The 18,055-nt window shown below is 72.5% G+C and carries 15 protein-coding genes; all 15 read left to right on the top strand.

Annotated features, from left to right (window positions below; translation table 11 throughout):
- The first annotated feature begins 41 nt into the window (after window positions 1-41).
- The 15 genes from cobM (at window position 42) to J4573_RS01660 (ending at window position 18,048) form a co-directional block, all read left to right on the top strand.
- Window positions 42-896 (top strand): precorrin-4 C(11)-methyltransferase, encoded by an 855-nt coding sequence (cobM, locus tag J4573_RS01730; protein ID WP_307796449.1) that lies wholly within the window; start codon window positions 42-44, stop codon window positions 894-896.
- Window positions 897-933: 37 nt separating this feature from the next.
- On the top strand, window positions 934-1,497 hold the full coding sequence (locus J4573_RS01725; RefSeq protein WP_243772293.1) for a cobalt-precorrin-5B (C(1))-methyltransferase: 564 nt from the start codon (window positions 934-936) through the stop codon (window positions 1,495-1,497).
- Window position 1,498: 1 nt separating this feature from the next.
- Complete coding sequence (cbiE, locus tag J4573_RS01720; RefSeq protein ID WP_208253394.1) at window positions 1,499-2,800, top strand: precorrin-6y C5,15-methyltransferase (decarboxylating) subunit CbiE; 1,302 nt, start codon at window positions 1,499-1,501, stop codon at window positions 2,798-2,800.
- Window positions 2,797-4,515: a precorrin-3B C(17)-methyltransferase gene (gene cobJ, locus J4573_RS01715; protein WP_208253393.1), complete on the top strand. Its 1,719-nt coding sequence runs from the start codon at window positions 2,797-2,799 to the stop codon at window positions 4,513-4,515. Before cbiE ends, cobJ begins: the two co-directional genes overlap by 4 nt.
- Before the next feature lie 94 nt (window positions 4,516-4,609).
- A complete protein-coding gene (locus J4573_RS01710) occupies window positions 4,610-5,209 on the top strand; it encodes a precorrin-8X methylmutase (protein WP_208253392.1) in 600 nt (199 codons plus the stop codon).
- Complete coding sequence (locus tag J4573_RS01705) at window positions 5,206-6,141, top strand: sirohydrochlorin chelatase (RefSeq protein ID WP_208253391.1); 936 nt, start codon at window positions 5,206-5,208, stop codon at window positions 6,139-6,141. Before J4573_RS01710 ends, J4573_RS01705 begins: the two co-directional genes overlap by 4 nt.
- A gap of 81 nt (window positions 6,142-6,222) precedes the next feature.
- Window positions 6,223-7,257, top strand: coding sequence for an Rv2231c family histidinol phosphate aminotransferase CobC (gene cobC / locus J4573_RS01700; protein WP_208253390.1), 1,035 nt, complete (start codon window positions 6,223-6,225; stop codon window positions 7,255-7,257).
- Complete coding sequence (cobT, locus tag J4573_RS01695; protein ID WP_372442775.1) at window positions 7,241-9,331, top strand: nicotinate-nucleotide--dimethylbenzimidazole phosphoribosyltransferase; 2,091 nt, start codon at window positions 7,241-7,243, stop codon at window positions 9,329-9,331. The genes cobC and cobT overlap by 17 nt, the downstream gene beginning before the upstream one ends.
- A gap of 132 nt (window positions 9,332-9,463) precedes the next feature.
- Window positions 9,464-10,702: a uroporphyrinogen-III C-methyltransferase gene (gene cobA, locus J4573_RS01690; RefSeq protein ID WP_208253389.1), complete on the top strand. Its 1,239-nt coding sequence runs from the start codon at window positions 9,464-9,466 to the stop codon at window positions 10,700-10,702.
- Window positions 10,699-13,182: an AAA family ATPase gene (locus J4573_RS01685; protein WP_243772292.1), complete on the top strand. Its 2,484-nt coding sequence runs from the start codon at window positions 10,699-10,701 to the stop codon at window positions 13,180-13,182. Before cobA ends, J4573_RS01685 begins: the two co-directional genes overlap by 4 nt.
- A complete protein-coding gene (locus tag J4573_RS01680; RefSeq protein ID WP_243772291.1) occupies window positions 13,179-14,900 on the top strand; it encodes a GTPase family protein in 1,722 nt (573 codons plus the stop codon). Before J4573_RS01685 ends, J4573_RS01680 begins: the two co-directional genes overlap by 4 nt.
- A 680-nt stretch (window positions 14,901-15,580) precedes the next feature.
- Window positions 15,581-15,751 carry a ribbon-helix-helix domain-containing protein gene (locus tag J4573_RS01675; protein ID WP_208253388.1) on the top strand — a complete coding sequence of 57 codons (171 nt, stop codon included), beginning with the start codon at window positions 15,581-15,583 and terminating at the stop codon, window positions 15,749-15,751.
- A 1-nt stretch (window position 15,752) separates the two neighbouring features.
- Entirely contained in the window at window positions 15,753-16,091 is a 339-nt protein-coding gene (locus J4573_RS01670; RefSeq protein ID WP_208253387.1) for a VOC family protein, read from the top strand.
- A gap of 14 nt (window positions 16,092-16,105) precedes the next feature.
- A complete protein-coding gene (locus J4573_RS01665) occupies window positions 16,106-17,551 on the top strand; it encodes a DHA2 family efflux MFS transporter permease subunit (protein ID WP_208253386.1) in 1,446 nt (481 codons plus the stop codon).
- Complete coding sequence (locus J4573_RS01660) at window positions 17,548-18,048, top strand: single-stranded DNA-binding protein (RefSeq protein WP_208253385.1); 501 nt, start codon at window positions 17,548-17,550, stop codon at window positions 18,046-18,048. The genes J4573_RS01665 and J4573_RS01660 overlap by 4 nt, the downstream gene beginning before the upstream one ends.
- Window positions 18,049-18,055 lie beyond the last annotated feature (7 nt).

Below are 18,055 nucleotides of genomic sequence, written 5' to 3'. Positions count from 1 at the left end.
GTGCTGGGCGTGTGGGCGGTGGGCGTGCGAACGCTGGGCGTGTGAGCGACGAACGTGCGAACGACGGGCGTGCGAGCGACGAACGTGTGAGCGACGGGCGTGTGTTGTTCGTGGGCGCGGGCCCGGGCGCGGCGGATCTGCTGACGTTCCGTGCCGCCGCGGCGATCGCTGACGCGGACGTGGTGATCTGGGCGGCCAGCCTCGTTCACCCGGACGTTCTGCGGCACGCGCGGGAGGACGCCGAGATCGTCGACTCCGCGCAGCTGCCGATGGAGGGCGTGCTGCCGTACTACGAGCGCGCCGTCGCCGAGGGACTGACGATCGCGCGCATCCACAGCGGCGACCCGGCGCTGTGGGGCGCGCTGCAGGAGCAGCTCGAACGGTGCCGCGAGATGGGCCTGGACGTCGAGGTGATCCCCGGGGTGTCGAGTTTCAGCGCGGTCGCGGCGGCCGTGGAACGGGAGCTGACCATCCCCGAGGTCGCGCAGTCGGTGATCCTCACGCGGCTCGGCGGCGGCAAGACGCCGATGCCGGAGGGTGAGGAGGTACGCGAGTTCGCGCGGCACGGGACGACGATGGCGCTGTTCCTGTCGGCGGCGCGTTCCGGGCAGCTGCAGGAGGAGCTTTTGGAGGGCGGCTACCCGGAGGAGACCCCGTGCGTGGTCGCCTACCAGTGCAGCTGGCCGGACGAGCTGATCGTCCGGTGCGCGCTGAGCGAGCTCGCCGAGACCGTGAAGGCCCACAAGCTGTGGAAGCACACGCTGGTGCTGGTCGGCCCGGCGCTCGCTGCGGGCGGCACGCGCTCGCATCTGTATCACCCAGGTCACTTCCACGGTCACCGGCGTGCCGAACCCGCGGCGCGCCGCCGTCTCCGGGAGGCTCGTCGCTCGTCTTGAGCGACGAGGAAGCGAGCTGTCCGACATGAGTTCCGACATGAGTGAAGATCAAGCGATCACGCGCGCGGGCGTGGAGCAGGCCGTCTCGGCGATGGCCGCGCAGGACGAGACGACGCTGGTGCTGTGCACGGGCGGAGGTACGGAGACGGGGGCCCGGAAGATGATGCCCAAGCTGCCCGACGCCTGCTTCGTCGAGGTCGGCGGCTTCACCGACGCGGCGCTCGGCAAGGCGGCGGAGCACGGGGTCAAGCAGGTCATCTTCGTCGGGAGGGCGGGCGAGCTGGCCGAGCTCGGCTCTCCGAAGGACGGCACCGGGCTGCTCGGCGCGATCACGACCGACATGACCGGGTCGGCGGAACTGGCCGCCGAGGTCGTCGCCGCCGACACGGCTCAGCGGGCGTACGAGCTGTGGGAGGCGGCGGGCGTGCTGGGTCCGTGCGGGCGGGAGCTTTGCCGGCGGGTGGGACTCCAGTTGGAGCAGTCCGCGGCCGAGGGGGCCGGCCCGGCCGGGGGAGAGAGCGCGCCGGTCGCTGCGCAGGTCGTGCTGGTCGACTCCACCGGCGAGCGGATGGTCGCCATGGCCGGACGGCTGGCGCGCTGACATGATCACGGTGGTCGGGTACGACGGCTCCCCGCTGGGGGACGAGGCCGTGGCCGCGCTGGCCGGGGCCGCTCTGGTGGTGGGCGGCGCGCGCCATCTGAAGGCCGTCGAGGCGTCCGTGCAGGCCGACGCCCGCACCATCGTCCTTGGAAACGTTTCCACCGCGCTGGACGAGATCGACGCCTTCGCTTCTACGGAACGGCAGGGCGGCGGTGTTGCCGTCGTGGCGAGCGGAGATCCTTCGTTCTTCGGGATCGTTCGGGCGCTGCGGGAGCGGGGACATCGGCCGCGGGTGATTCCGGCGCTGTCGTCGGTGGCGCAGGCGTTCGCGCGGGCCGGGCTGCCGTGGGACGACGCGGTCGTGGTGTCGGCGCACGGGCGTGACCTGCGGCGGGCCGTGAACGTGTGCCGCGCGTTCCCCAAGGTCGCCGTACTGACCGCGCCCGGGGCTGGACCGGCGGAGCTGGCGCGGGAGCTGTTCCCGCAGACGCCCAGGTCGTTCGTGGTGTGCGAGGACCTGGGCGGGCCGAACGAGCGGGTCGTGCACGTACGGCCTGCGGAGGCGTCCACGCGGCCGTGGCGCGAGCCGAACGTGGTGCTCGTGCTCGATTCGCGGCGTTCGGTGGGAGAACGGGGCTGGATCGCGGGCGCCCGGCCCGGCCCGGCGGGCTGGGCGCTGCCGGAGACGGCGTTCGAGCACCGCAACTCGCTGATCACCAAGCCCGAGGTGCGGGCGCTCGCGCTGGCGAAGCTGGGTCCGCGCGTCGGCGACCTGGTGTGGGACATCGGCGCGGGCAGCGGATCGGTCGCGATCGAGTGCGCGCGGTTCGGCGCGGCGGTCGTCGCGGTCGAGCGGGACGAGGCGTCGTGCGACCGGATCCGCGCGAACGTGCGCGCGTACGGGGTCAAGGTCGCGGTGTCGCGGGGCGAGGCGCCGGGCGTGCTGGAACACCTGCCCGTGCCGGACGCGGTCTTCGTCGGCGGCGGCGGTCCCGAGGTCGTCCAGGAGTGCGCGGCGCGCGCGTTGCGGTGCGTGGCCGTCGCGCTGATCGCGGTCGAACGAGTCCGGCCGACGATCGACGCGTTGCGCGAGGAGGGGATGGTCGTGGACGCGGTGCACGTACAGGCGAGCCGGTTGGCGGAGATGCCCGGTGACGTGCATCGATTCGCCGCGACCAACCCGGTCTATCTGGTGTGGGGCGTACGCGAGGGCGCGGTGCCCTCGGAGGTCGCGGTCGAGGAGGTGCGGGCCGTGCGGAGCGAGGACATCGCCCAGCTGCCCGAGGAGGGGAACGGCGAGTGATCGGAGTAGTCGCGGCGACCGCAGGCGGTCGCGCGGCCGCGGCCAGGCTCGCCGACGCCTGGCCCGGCGAGGTGACGGTGTACGAGTCGCACCCGTCGCACGAGTCGCACCAGTCGGTCGCGGACGGGCTGCGTGCGGCGTGGCGGGAGTGCGACGCGATCGTGAGCTTCCTCGCGGTCGGCGCCGCCGTGCGCGTGCTGGCGCCGCTGCTGGAGGACAAGGCGACCGACCCGGCCGTGGTGTGCGTGGACGAGGGGCTGCGGTTCGCGGTCGCGGTGCTCGGCGGCCACCACGGCGCGAACCCGCTGGCCGAACGGCTCGCCGCGGTCCTCGGCTGCGAGCCGGTGGTGACGACCGCGAGCGATCGCGCCAACGTGACGCCGCTGGACTCGTACGGCGCCGACCTCGGCTTCGGTGTCCACAACCGGGAGTCGCTGGCACGCGTCGGGGCGGCCGTCCTGTCGGGCGAGCCGGTCGCGCTGGAGGGCGCAGACGGCTGGCCGCTGCCCGCGCTCCCGCCGAACGTGGGGACGGACGGCGCTCTGCGGATCGTGGTGACCGATCGAGCGGAGGTGCCGGACGGGGTCCTCGTCTACCGTCCGTCGTCGCTGGTCGTCGGCGTCGGATCGGCGCGCGGCGTCTCGGCCGAGGAGGCCGGGGCGTTGATCGATGCGGCGCTGGACGAGGCAGGGCTAGCGGCCGAGTCGGTCCGCTGCCTGGCGACCGTGGACCTGAAGGCGGACGAGGAAGGAATCCTCGCGGCGGCGCGGGCGCGCGGCTGGGAGGTCGTCACCCATCCGGCTTCGGCTCTGGCCGAGGTGGACGTCCCGAACCCGTCCGACGTGGTCCGAGCAGAGGTGGGGACGGCGTCGGTGGCGGAGGCTTCGGCGCTGCACGCGGCTCGCTCGTTCGGCCGTGACGCGCAGCTGATCCTTCAGAAGCGCAAGTCGGCGAACGCGACAACGGCGGTGGCCCGGCTCGTGCCCAAGGGCAAGCTCAGCATCGTCGGCCTCGGACCGGGCGCGCGCGACCTCGTCACCCCGCGAGCGGTGGCGGCGCTGCAGCGAGCGTCGGTGATCGTCGGGCTCGACCAGTACGTGGACCAGATCCGTGACCTGCTGCGGCCGGGCGTGCGCGTGCTGGAAAGCGGGCTCGGCCAGGAGGAGGAACGCGCCCGTACCGCCGTCGAAGAGGCCTCGCGGGGCCGCGCCGTCGCGCTGATCGGATCGGGCGACGCGGGCGTCTACGCGATGGCGAGCCCGGCGCTGGAGTTCGCCTCGTACGACATCGAGGTGGAGGGCGTGCCGGGCATCACGGCGGCCGTCGCGGCGTCCAACCTGCTGGGCGCGCCGCTCGGCCACGACCACGCCTACATCTCGCTCTCCGATCTGCACACCCCCTGGGAGATCATCGAACGGCGCGTGCGCGCGGCGGCCGAAGGCGACTTCACGATCAGCTTCTACAACCCGCGCAGCCGCGCCCGCGACTGGCAGCTCCCCGCCGCGTTCAAGATCCTCGCCGAGCACCGGCCGCCGGCCACGCCCGTCGGCCTCGTACGGAACGCCTCGCGCCCGGACGAGACGGCGACCCTGACCACGCTGGAGGCCGTGCGGGCCGAGGACGTGGACATGTTCACCGTCGTCCTGGTCGGTTCGAGCCGCAGCCGCGCGGTGGCCGGGCGCTTCGTCACCCCTCGGGGGTATCGATGGGCATAACCTCCATGGCGCATGAAAACCTGAAGGTGATTGTCACCGAGCGGTGTGGCGAGCGCATCGAGGTGTGCCCCGTGGACGCGATCGAGGAGAGTGCATGAGTTTTCGCCAACCCCACCCGATCGAGGTGCGGTCGTACGAGATCCTGCGCTCCCGCGTCGACCTGACCCCGATGCCGCCGCTGTGGCGCGCGGTCGCCGAACGGGTGATCCACTCCAGCGCCGACCTGGAGTACGCGGTCGACCTGGTGACCAAGGAGGAGTTCCTCAAGTCGGGCTGGGCGGCGCTGCGCGACGGCGCCCCGATCGTCACCGACGTCGAGATGGTCGCCGCCGGGATCACCGCCCGCGAGACGATGTGCCACATCAACGACCCGGCCGCCGCCCGCCTGGCCAAGGCCGCCGGGATCACCCGTTCCGCCGCCGCCATCCGCCTGTCGTACTCCGAGGTGGGGCCGGGCGCGGTGTGGGTGGTCGGCTGCGCGCCGACCGCGCTGTTCGAGCTCATCGCGCAGAAGGTCAGGCCGTCGCTGGTCATCGGGCTCCCGGTCGGCTTCGTCGGCGCGGCCGAGTCCAAGGAGGCCCTGCGTTCCAGCGGCCTGCCCCAGCTCAGCAACTACACCGAGAAGGGCGGCTCGGCGGTCGCCGCGGCCGCCTGCAACGCGCTGCTGTATTACGAGGAGAGTGGTGTCCGGTGAAGCCGCCATTGCTGGTGGTCGGCCACGGCACGCGGGACGAGGCCGGCGTCGCCGACTTCACCCGCTTCATCGAACGGCTGGGCCGACGGATGCCCGTCGAGGTGGCGGGCGGCTTCATCGAACTCTCGCCCCCGCCGCTGACCGAGGCCGTAGCCGCCCTGTACGCCTCCGGCCACCGCCATCTGGCCGCCGTACCCCTGGTCCTGGTCGGCGCGGGCCACGGCAAGGGCGACATCCCCGGCGCCATGGCGCGCGAGCTGGTCCGCCACCCCGGCCTCTCGTACAACTACGGCCGCCCGCTAGGCCCGCACCCCACCCTGCTGCGCCTCCTAGCCGAACGCCTCACCACCGCCCTGGAAGCCGACATCCCCCACCCGCGGCCCGCCGGGTCTGGCGGAACGGCGGTGTTGCTGGTGGGCCGGGGATCCACGGATCCGGACGCGAACGCCGAGGTGCACAAGGTCGCTCGGCTGCTCTGGGAGGGGCGCGGAGCGTCCGGGCCGGAGCAGGGGCCGGGGCTGGCGACCGTGGAGACGGCGTTCATCTCGCTGGCGCGGCCGAGCGTCGCCGAGGGACTTGAACGCTGCCGGCTCCTGGGAGCCCAGCGGATCATCGTCCTGCCGTACTTCCTGTTCTCGGGCGTGCTGCCGGACCGGGTCGTGGCCGAGGCGGCGGCGTACGCGGGATCCCATCCCGGGCTCGACGTGCGCTGCGCCGAGGTGATCGGGGACTGCGACGGCCTGGCCGATCTCGTGGCCGAACGCTACGAAGAGGCCCTCGCCGGCGACATCCGCATGAACTGCGACACCTGCGTCTACCGGATCGCCATGCCAGGCTTCGAGGACCGGGTGGGAGCACCCCAGACGCCGCACCATCACCCCGACGACCCCGCAGGTCACGGGCATGGCCATGGGCACGTTCATGCCCACTGAACCGTTGTACTACGAGGCGCACATCCCCCCTCGCGCCGCGGGCGGCACAGGTCAGAGCACCGACGATGAAGGGGGACCGAAGTGAGCGACCCGCAGCAGACCGACGAGGTGGACCTGCTGCACCACGGGGACGCGGAGGTCGACGACGGCCTCGTCGACTTCGCGGTGAACGTGCGTTCATCGGCGCCGCCCGAGTGGCTGGCCGAACGGCTGCGCACCTCGATCGCCGACCTCGCCGCGTACCCGGACCCGGGAGCGGCCCGCCGGGCCGTGGCACGCAGGCATCACCGCGCCGTCGAGGAGGTCCTGCTCACCTCCGGCGCCGCCGAGGCGTTCGTGCTGCTGGCCCGCGTGCTGGAGCCGCGCCGCGCGGTGGTGGTGCACCCGCAGTTCACCGAGCCCGAGGCCGCCCTGCGCGCCGCGGGTCATGAGGTGGAACGCGTCGTCCTCGGCAAGGACTTCACCCTCGACCCGGCCGCCATCCCCGACGACGCCGACCTGGTCATGATCGGCAACCCGACCAACCCGACCTCGGTCCTGCATCCCGAGGCCGCCGTGGCGGCGCTGGCCCGCCCGGGCCGCACGGTCGTGGTGGACGAGGCGTTCATGGACTGCGTGCCGGGCGAGCCGGAGAGCCTCGCCGGGGTGCCGGGGCCGGGCCTGGTGGTGATCAGGAGCCTGACCAAGACCTGGGGCCTGGCGGGCCTGCGGGCCGGCTACCTTCTCGCCGAGGCCAGCCTGGTCACGAAACTGGCCGCCGCGCAGCCGCTGTGGGCCGTCTCCACGCCCGCGCTCGTCGCGATCGAGGCCTGCTGCTCGCCCGCCGCGGTCGCCGAGGCCTCGGCCTGGGCGGTCGAACTGGCCGCCGAACGCGACCGCCTGGTGGCCGAGCTCACCCACCGCGGCCTGTACGTGGTGCCCGGCTCGCGCGCGTCGTTCCTCTGCGTACGCGTGCCCGACGGCCTGGGCATACGCGCCCTCCTGCGGCAGCGCGGCTACGCCGTCCGCCGCGGCGACACCTTCCCCGGCCTGGGCCCCGACTGGCTGCGCATCGCGGTCCGCGACCGCCCCGCGAACGACGCGCTCCTAGAGGTCCTCGGTGAGCTCGGCATCTGAGATGACCCCGCCCCCCGACCCCTCGCCCAAACCCCCCGCGCCCGGCACGGGACCATCACCCGAGCCAGGCGAGCAGCCGACCCCCGCACCGCTTCTCGCCGATGCCGGCCGACCGGCGTCCGCACCGCCAGCCGATCCGACGCCCGCACCGCCTTCCACGGCCGCCGAACGCCCGACGCTCGCACCGCCTTCCTCGGCCGCCGAACGCCCGACGCCCGCGCCGCCATCCGCCGACGCCGGACGGCCGGCGCCCCCGCAGCCTTCCGCGGACGTCGAACGACCTGCGCACGCCCAGCCCTTCGCAGCCGCCGAGCGCCCGAAGCCCGCACCGCCGTTCGCGGACGCTGAGCGGGCGGCGGTTTATCGGGCGATCGCTGAGCGGCGGGACGTGCGGAACGGGTTCGTGGGCGATCCGGTGGACGACGCGGCGCTCGTACGGGTGCTGGAGGCGGCCCATCGGGCGCCGTCGGTCGGGCTGACCCAGCCGTGGGACTTCCTGATCATCCGGGATCCGGCCCGGCGGAAGCGCGTGCGCGGGCTGGCCGAACGGCAGCGCGACGCGTACGCCGCCTCCCTCACCTGGCCGCGCGCGGCGCGCTTCGACCGGCTCAAGATCGAGGCGATCGTCGAGGCGCCGATCAACATCGCGGTCACCTGCGACCCCTCGCGCGGCGGCCGCAACCCGCTCGGCCGGCGCAGCCAGCCGCAGACCGCGCCCTACTCGGTGGCCTGCGCCGTCGAGAACCTCTGGCTCGCCGCCCGCGCCGAGGGCCTCGGCGTCGGCTGGGTGAGCTTCTTCGACGAACGCGAACTGGCCGCCGAACTGGGCCTGCCAGCCCATCTGGAGGTCGTCGCGTACCTGTGCCTGGGGCACGTACGCGAGTTCGCGACCGCGCCCGAGCTGGCGCTGAGCGGCTGGGCCCGCCGCCGCCCGCTGGCCTGGGCGGTCCACGATGAGACGTACGGGCGACGTCACCTACCCGGGGAGGCACCGGTGAACCTGATCGAGCAGACCATCGCCGCGATCCAGCCGCTGGACGAGGCCGCGATGCGGGACGCCCGCGACCACCAGGCCCGGCTCACCAAGCCGCCGGGCGCGCTCGGCGTCCTGGAGGAGGTGTCGGTCCAGCTCGCCGGGCTCGCCGCGATCTCCCCGCCGCCGCTGCCCGAGCCCGCCGCCGTCGCGATCTTCGCGGCCGATCACGGCGTGCACGCACAGGGCGTGACGCCATGGCCACAAGAGGTCACCGCTCAGATGGTTGCCAACTTCCTGGCCGGCGGCGCCGTGGTGAACGCGTTCGCCGGGCAGGTCGGAGCCGAGGTCACGGTCGTGGACATCGGCGTCGCAAGTCCGCTGCCCGAGGCCCCCGGCCTGCTGCCGCGCAAGGTCGCCCCCGGCACCGCCGACATGACCGAGGGCCCCGCGATGACCGCCGAGCAGGCCCGGCAGGCCGTCGAGACCGGCATCGAGGTCGCCCGCGACCTGGTGTCGGCGGGCGCCCGCTGCCTGATCACCGGCGACATGGGCATCGCCAACACCACCGCCTCCGCCGCGTTGATCTCCGCGTTCACCGGCCTGCCGCCCGAACGCGTCACCGGCCGCGGCACCGGCATCGACGACGCCACCCACGCCCACAAGATCGACATCGTCCGCACGGCCCTCCACCGCAACGCCCTCCTCCCCGAGGGCGGGCGGGGGCCGATGGAGGTTTTGGCGGGGGTCGGGGGGCTTGAGCATGCGGCGTTGGCGGGGTTCATTCTCGGCGGGGCGGCGTTGCGGGTGCCGGTGGTGCTGGACGGGGTGATCGCCGGGGCGGCGGCCCTGGTGGCGGCGGCGCTGTGCCCGGACGCGCTGGGCGCGTGCGTGGCGGGGCACCGTTCGGCCGAGCCCGGGCACGCGGCGGCGGTCGAGCATCTGGGGTTGAGGCCCTTGGTCGATCTTGAACTGCGGCTGGGCGAGGGGACCGGGGCCCTGCTGGCATTGCCGCTGGTCCAGGGCGCGGTACGCGTTCTGCACGAGGTGGCGACCTTCGATTCGGCCGGCGTGAGCGGTAAACAGGAGGGGCCCGAGTAACGCAGAGATCACGGTCTGAGTCACGCTCGGCTATCGACTGGGCGTGAGCCCTCTCCAAGAGCTCAGCAACCCCGGTACCTTTAGTCCGCAAAGGCACATGTCAGTCACCAGCGTCCTGATCGAGAGAACGAGTTGCCTCCGTACCTGCTTGGCCTGCGACTCAGCGGGCGCCGCGTCCTGGTCGTCGGCGGCGGCCGAGTGGCCCAGCGCCGCGTGCCCGCCCTGCTGGCGGCCGGCGCCGAGGTCGTTCTCGTCGCGCCCGAGGTCACGCCCTCGCTCGAGGACCTGATCAACGACGGCAGGGTGAGCTGGCTGCAGCGGCCGTACGCCAAGGGCGACTGCGCGGGCGCCTGGCTCGTTCAGGCGGTCAGCGATGATCAGAAGGTCAACGCCGCCGTGGCCGCCGAGGCCGAGGCGGACCGGATCTGGTGCGTACGGGCGGACGACGCCGACGCCTCCGCCGCCTGGACCCCGGCCAGCGGGCAGGTGGGGGAGACGACCGTCGGCGTGCTCGCCGGCGGCGACCCGCGCCGCGCCGCCGGGATCCGCGACGCCGTGGTGGACGGGCTGCGCGACGCGACGCTGGAGGCCCGGCACTCCCGGCACAAGCCCACCGGCGTGGCCCTGGTCGGCGGCGGCCCCGGCGACCCCGCCTTGATCACCGTTCGCGGGCGGCAGTTGCTGGCGCAGGCCGACGTCGTGGTCACCGACCGGCTCGCGCCCCGGCTCCTGCTGGACGAGCTGCCCGCCGACGTCGAGGTGATCGACGCCGCCAAGATCCCGTACGGCCGTACGGTCACCCAGGAGCGCATCAACGAGTACCTGGTCGAGCACGCCAGCCAGGGCAAGTTCGTGGTGCGGCTGAAGGGCGGCGACCCGTTCGTGTTCGGGCGCGGCGCCGAAGAGGTGCTGCACTGCGCCAGGCACGGCATCCCGGTGACCGTCGTTCCGGGCATCACCAGCGCCGTCGCCGTGCCTTCCGCGGCGGGCATCCCGGTCACCCACCGGGGCGTCGCGCAGGACTTCCATGTGGTCTCGGCGCACATCGCTCCCGACACCCCCGCGTCGACCGTCGACTGGCAGGCGCTCGGGCGTTCCGAAGGCACTCTCGTGCTGCTCATGGCGGTGGAACGCATGGGACTCATCGCCGACACCCTCATGCGCTATGGTCGTTCGTCTGACACGCCGGTGGCCGTTGTCCAGGACGGCACCCTCCCGGGCCAGCAGGCGCTGACGGCCACCCTGAGCACGGTGGTCGAGAAGATGGCGGCCGCCGGAGTCCGGCCCCCGGCGATCGTGGTCGTGGGCGACGTGGTGAACGTGGCACGAGAGATCGACATGATTCGAGCGGACATGGGACGGGATCCGTGACACCCCCGGCTGAGCAGAGCGCGGTCCACGACGAGGAGGCGGGCGCCGGTCCTGAGGGCGGTGCGGCCCCCCGCAAGACCACGCCCGCGACCGGCAGCGCAGCCGGTGCCTCGCCCGCGACCGGCACCCCGCCTGTGGCCGGTGCGCCCGGCGCGTTCGGCGCCGCCGAATCGAGCACCGAACCCGAGAACGCGCAGGCCGAGCCCGCCCAGGCCGGCACCCCCGCTCCCGATACCACCGGCCGAACCACCCACCAGGCCGTGCCCCCCGCCCCCGCCGAATCCAGCGAAGGTCCAGTGTCCGACGCGAACAGGACCAATGAGCGCAGCGCGTCCGCGCCAGCCGACGCCTCCGCCTCGACCGACCGGCCCACCCCCGCCGACCAGGCGAGTCCGGCCGCCGCATCTACCGAGCCCACCCCGACGTCCCCGTCCGCCGCGACATCCCCGTCCACTCCCACGCCCCCGGCCGGGAAGAGGTCGGGTGCGCGGGGGAGGCATGGCGCGGCGCGCGCTGGGAACGAGCGTTCTGTGTCCAGCGATCGAGCCGGGGAAGGCGACCAGACTCCCGCTCGGGGAGCGGTGGACCTGACCCAGACCGAGGCCCTGTCCGGCAAGCCCGCCTCAGGGAAGCCTGCCGAAGGCAAGCCCTCCCAAGGCAAGCCTGCCGAAGGCAAGCCCGCCCAAGGCAGACCCGCCCAAGGGAAGCCTCCCCAGGAGCAGCCCGCTCAGGGCAAGTCCGCTCAAGGCAAGCCTGCTCAAGGGAAGCCCGCCCAGGCGCCGGGCCCCGTTCACCGCGGCGAGCTGATCCGGGCGCTGACCGGGCTGCGCGACCAGCTGGGCGCGTTCGAGTTCGTGCTGGACGTGCCGGGCGCGGACGAGGCGCGTACGGACCGGGACGACATCAAGGCGCAGCTCGACGACTACGTGCTGCCGCGCATCGAGGCGGCGGCGACGCCGATGCTCGTGGTGCTCGGCGGTTCCACCGGCGCGGGCAAGTCCACGCTGGTCAACACGCTCGTCGGGGCGCGCGTCAGCGCCACCGGCGTGCTGCGGCCGACGACCAGTAGCCCGATCCTGGTGTGCCACCCCGACCACGCCGACTACTTCCTCGAGGGGCCGCTGCTGCCCGGCATGGGCCGCGTACGCGGGCCGGCGCCGGACGCCATCGCGGGCGACCAGCTGGTGATCATCCCGAGCGAGAACATCCCGCCCGGCCTGGCGCTGCTGGACAGCCCGGACTTCGACTCGGTCTTCGAGGACCACTTCGAGTTCGCCACCAAGCTGATGGCCGCGGCCGACCTCTGGCTGTGCGTCACGACGGCCGCCCGCTACGCCGACGCGCAGGTCTGGCAGATGCTCCAGCGCGCCAAGGAGAACGGCGCGACGATCGGGGTCGTGCTGTCGCGGGTGCCGCAGGGCGCGGGCTCGGAGGTCGTCGACCACTTCGCCGACATGCTCACCGAGAACGGCGTCGGCGACGCGCGCCGCTTCACGATCCCCGAGACCAGGATCGAGGACAGCCGGCTGCCCGAGGAGGCCGCCGAGGACGTCCGCGCCTGGCTGGTCGGGGTCGCCGAGAACGCCGAGGACCGCGACGTCGTGATCGGCGAGACGCTCGCGGGCGTGCTGGACAGCCTGCGCATCCGCGTTCCCGAGCTGGCCAAGAAGGTCGAGGTCCAGGTCGAGCAGCGCGGCGAGCTGGCCCGCGAGGTCGAGGGCGCGTACGGCACCGCCCTCGCCGAGCTGGACGAGGCCACCCGCAACGGTTCGCTGTTGCGCGGCGAGGTGCTGGCGCGCTGGCAGGACTTCGCCGGAACGGGTGACCTGCTGCGGGCGCTGCACGTTCAGCGCGGCAGGTCGGGCCTCGTCGGGCGCCGGTCGAGCCGCCGCCGGCGCAGCCCCGCCCGCGTCCGGGCGCTGAAGAGCTCGCTGCGCAGCGGCCTGGAGTCGCTGATCATGGCCTCCGCCGAGCACGCCGCGGAGCAGGTCATCGTTCGATGGCGCGCGCACCCGGCCGGGGCCAAGGTCATCGCGGGCCCGGCCGCCAACCTCGGCCACGTCTCCCCGGAGCTGTCCCGCCGCGTCACGCGCGCGGTCAGCTCCTGGCAGGACCACGTGCAGGAGCTCATCCGCACTGAGGGCGTCACGAAACGTTCGGTCGCCAAGCTCGTCTCGTTCGACGAGGAGGCGCTGTCGCTCGTCCTCATGATCGGGCTGCTCGGCTACGGCACCTCCGACGTCAACGTCGAGGGCGGTACCAGCGCCGTTCCGCAGCGGCTGCTGAAGGCGCTGTTCGGCGCCGAGTCGCTGCGCGGCATGGGCGCCAAGGCGCGCGCCGACCTGCGCAGCCGCATCGGCATGCTCTTCGACGAGGAGGGGCTGCGCTTCGGGCAGGCCCTCGACTCGGCGGGCATCCCCGACGAGACCACACCCGTCCAGCTCTACCAGGCCACGTACAACCTCGAGGTCGCCCGATGACAACCTCGGCCATCCCCGCGAACACCCCTGCCGGCCCCGGCGGCACCCCCCTCGTGTCCGCCGGCCCCGGAATCGCAGGCCAGGTGCCCGCGGCCCCCGAGCCCACCGAACCGCCCGCCCTCACCGACCGGCTGAACGCCATGGACCGCCTGGTCCAGCTCGGCACCGGCCGGATCGAGCCCGTCCTGCTCGACGAGGCCGAGGTGATGCTCGACCGCGCCGGCCAGCGCCTGCGCCTGTCCGGCGAGCACACCGTGATCACGCTCGCCGGCGGCACCGGCAGCGGCAAGTCGTCGCTGTTCAACGCCATCTGCGGCCTCGAACTGTCGCCCACCGGCGTACGGCGCCCGATGACCTCCAAGGCGCACGCGTGCGTGTGGGGCCTGGACGGCGCGGGCCCGCTGCTCGACTGGCTGGACGTCGACAAGCGGCACCGCTACGCGCGTGCCAGTGCGCTGGATCTGGAGCGTGCCGACAGCACCCTGCAGGGCCTGGTCCTGCTGGACCTGCCCGACCACGACTCGATCCAGGCGCTGCACCGTGCCGAAGTCGATCGTTTCGTCACCATCGCGGACCTGCTGGTGTGGGTGGTCGACCCGCAGAAGTACGCGGACGCGGCGTTGCACCGCAACTACATCGTCCCGTTCGCCCGCCACGCCGGCGTCACGCTGATCGTTCTCAACCAGATCGACAAGCTGCAGCCCGACGAGGTCGCCGACTGCGTCGCCGACCTCCGCCGCCTGCTGGAGGCCGAGGGCCTGGTCGACCCCCGCATCGTGACCACGTCCGCGATCAGCGAGGAGGGCGTGCGCGGCTTCCGCGACGTCCTCGTCGACACCGTCGCCGCGCACAGCGCCCGCAGTGAGCGGCTCACCGCCGACGTCGACAAGCTGGCCGAACGCTTCGCCGACCAGCGTGGCACCACCGAACCCGCCACCACCGTCGACGACGCCCGCCGCGCCGAGCTCATCGACGCCCTGACCGACGCCGCCGGCGCGCCCGCCGTCGCCGAGGCCATGGAGAGCGCGTACGAGCTGCGCGCAGCCGACTTCGTCGGCTGGCCGGTCACCGCCCTGGTGACCCGCCTGCGTTCCGACCCCCTCCGCCGCATGCGCCTCACCGAACTCCGCGACGAGCTGCGCGGCGCGTTCACCGGCCCCATCGGCGCGCAGCAGGGAGACGTCGACACCGCCCTGCAGGGCGTGACCGACGGAGTGACCGGCGACCTCCCCGAGTCCTGGGCCCGCTCCGTCCGCGGTGCCGCCCGCTCCCACGCGCCCGAACTGCCCGAGGCCCTCGGCATCTCGCTCAAGGACGCCCTCCCGACCTTCAACCAGGTGCCGCGCTGGTGGTGGCTGGTCAAGACCTGGCAGTACTTCCTCGTCCTGGTCTCGGTCCTGGGCGTCGCGTGGATCGGCATGCTGGTCGCGTACGGCGTCTTCGAGGTGGGCGACTCGCCCAACGACCTGGTCGGCGAGGCCGGCCTGATCCCGTACGTGGCGATCCTGGTCATCTGTACGTTCGGCATGGGCGCCCTGACCTCCTCGGCCTGCCGCAACATGGTCGCCCTGTCGTCCTCCCGCCATGGCGAACGCATGGAGCAGCACATGCGCGAGCGGATCTCGCAGGTCGCCGACGAGAAGGTCCTCACCCCCGTGGCCGCCGAGCTCAACGTCTACGCCCGCTTCCGCACCGACGTAGAGTCCGTCCTCCCGTAGCCGCCAAGCTTGTCGTAACCCCAGGCCTCCCGTAACGCCAGCCGTCCCGCGCCGTCAGGTCTCCCGTAGCCCGAGGCCTCCCGCACAGTCGGGCGTCCCGCGCCCTCAGACGTCCCGTGCTGTCAGGTCTCCCGTAGCCCGAGGCCTCCCGCACAGTCGGGCGTTCCGCGCCCTCAGACGTCCCGTGCTGTCAGGTCTCCCGTAGCCCGAGGCCTCCCGCACAGTCGGGCGTTCCGCGCCCTCAGACGTCCCGTGCTGTCAGGTCTCCCGTAGCCCTGGGCCTCCTGCACCGTCAGGCGTTCCGCGCCCTCAGACGTCCCGCGCCGTCAGGTCTCCCGTAGCCCAGGGCCTCCTGCACCGTCAGGCGTTCCGCGCCGTCAGCCGTCCCATGCCGTCAGCCGTTCCGCGCCGTCAGGCGGCCCGCACCTTCAGACGTCCCGCGCCCGTCAGGTCTCCCGTAGCCCAGGCGTCCCGGAACGTTGGGCGGCCCGCAACGCCGGGCGGCCCGCAACGCCGGGCGGCCCGCAACGCCGGGCGCCCCCGGCCCGTTCGGGCCTGAGCTCGTCCATCGGTCTGAGCCCGTCCCAGAGGGCCCGACCCGCCGTCAACCGACACCCAAGTCTCATCGACGGGCATCGTGACCTAGTATGCTAGCAAGCTAGCGTGCTAGCATACGGATCATGGGCGATGAAGAGGTCAAGCAGTTCAACGTGTACCTGCCGATCGGGCTGATCAAGCAGGTCAAGCATCGCGCCATCGAATCGGGATCGTCCCTGTCCGCGCTGGTCACCGAGGCCCTGCGCGCCTACCTCGACGAGCCCCAACGTTCATCCAACGACAAGGAGAGCTGACATGACCGAAGGCATCGACGCGGTCTTCCTGGAGACCCACAACTGGGGCAAGGCCGCCAAGTTCTTCCAGGCGCTCGGCTGGGACCTGGAGGTCACCAGCGGCGACGGGTCCGGCGTCTTCCGCAACGGCGCGGGCGCCTACATCGTCCTCATCGAAGTCCCCGAGAGCCGCGAGCCCGGCATGCAGGTGGCGCTCAAGGTGCCCGACGCGGACGCCTTCACCCCCGACTCCTCGGCGGTCGAGGTGGTCACCCCGTTCGAGGAGACCCACTACGGAACGCGGGAGATGACCGTACGCGACCCCGACGGCCGCGTGTGGAGCCTCCAGGCGCCGAAGTAACCCATGGAGGCGGCATGACCCGCTGGCGCGGCAACCCCTGGGCGGTGCTCCTGACGCTCAGCCTGGGCTTCTTCATGACCCTGCTGGATCTCACCGTGGTCAACGTGGCCATCCCCAGCATGATCGACCACCTGGGCGCCTCGCTGGACGAGATGCTCTGGGTGATCAACGTCTACATCCTCGTCCTGGCCTCGCTGCTGATCGCCTCCGGACGCCTGGGCGACCTGCGCGGGCCGCGCACCATGTTCATCTGGGGCGTCGCGCTCTTCACCGCGGCCTCCATCACGTGCGGCCTAGCGCAGGACCCGGCCCAACTCATCGCCGCCAGGATGGCCCAAGGCCTGGGCGCCGCAGCGCTGATCCCGCAGACCATGACGCTGATCATCTCCACGTTCCCACCCCAGCGCCGAGGCACGGCGCTGGGCATCTGGGGAGCGGTGGCCGGCGTCGCCACCATCGCGGGCCCGACACTGGGCGGCCTCCTGGTCAGCACGGCCGGCTGGCGCTGGATCTTCTTCGTGAACGTTCCCATAGGCATTGCCGTCATCGCGATGGCCCTGAAACTCATCCCCAACACCCACCAAGGAACCCGCCACCACCTCGACCTCCCCGGCGTGGCCCTGGCCGGAGCGACCCTCTTCTCCCTAGCCTTCGCGCTGACCGAGGGGGAGCGCTACCACTGGAACGCCTGGATCTGGACCCTCCTGGCCCTCTCCATAGCCCTCCTGGCAACCTTCCTCCTCCACCAACGAAAAGCCCCCCAACCCCTGCTCCCCTTCGCGCTCTTCCGAGACCGCAACTACACGGTCATGAGCCTGGTCTCGGCAACGGTCCAGATAGGCATGATCGGCCTGTTCCTCCCAGTCATGCTCTACCTCCAATCCGTTCTCCACCTGAGCGCCCTCAGCGCAGGCCTGACCATGGCTCCCTCCATGCTCATCTCGGCCGCCCTCTCACCCCTATCCGGCCGCTTGGCAGACCGCCTCAGCGGCAAACGCATCCTCATCATCGGCCTGACCCTCTTCGCACTGGGCATGACCTGGCTGGCCCTAACTGCCAAAGCGTCCAGCACCCCGTACACCCTCCAGCCCCCACTCATAGCGGTCGGCCTAGGCATAGGCTGCGTCTTCGGCCCCATGGTCAGCATCGCGATGCACAACGTGGACCCCCGAATGGCCGGCGCCGCCTCAGGAGTCCTCAACACCATCCGCCAGATAGGCACGATCGTCGGCAGCGCAGCCGTAGGCGCGCTCCTCCAAAACCGCCTGGAAACGACCCACAACCTCGCCACCGCACTGCGCCCGACCCTGGCCCTCCCCATAGCCGCGATCTTCCTGGGGGCAGCAGCCACCACCCTGGTTATCCACAGTCCCCGCGCCCCCTTCCCCACCCGGCTCCCGTCCGCCACCGTGGATGTCCCGGGGTCACCACGACCCCGCAGACACATGGAGGACGAGTGAACGAGGCTCAGATCACCGTCGTCGGCTGGATCGCGGCAGACCCCCACTACGCGGTAACCGCCAACGGAACCCCCTTCCTCTCGTTACGAGTCGGCTGCACCCCACGCCGTTTCGACCGCGGGACAGGCCAGTGGCAGGACATCCAGACGATGTTCCTGACCGTCAACTGCTGGCGGAACCTCGCCGACAACGTCAACGCGTCCGAGTTCAAGCGCGGCTACCCCGTAGTGGTCACCGGCCGCCTCCGCATCCGCCAGTACGAAAAGGACGGCGGCTGGCGCTTCTCCGCCGAGATCGAGGCCAGCACCCTGGGCCACGACCTCTCCCGAGGCACCGCCGACTTCCGCCCCGTCCAACGCTCCGGCGCCCTCAGCGACGACGACCGCCGCGAAGCCGAAGACGCCACCGACCAATGGGCCATAGCCGGCCCCCTAGCCGCCGGCTCCGAAGACGAAAAGGAGGAAGACCCCTTCACCCAAGAACCCAAGGCCGCCTGACCCTCCC

This window comes from Actinomadura barringtoniae (assembly GCF_017573505.1).
GTDB classification, from domain to species: Bacteria; Actinomycetota; Actinomycetes; order Streptosporangiales; family Streptosporangiaceae; genus Spirillospora; species Spirillospora barringtoniae.
This window is presented reverse-complemented; position numbering and strand designations above follow the sequence as displayed.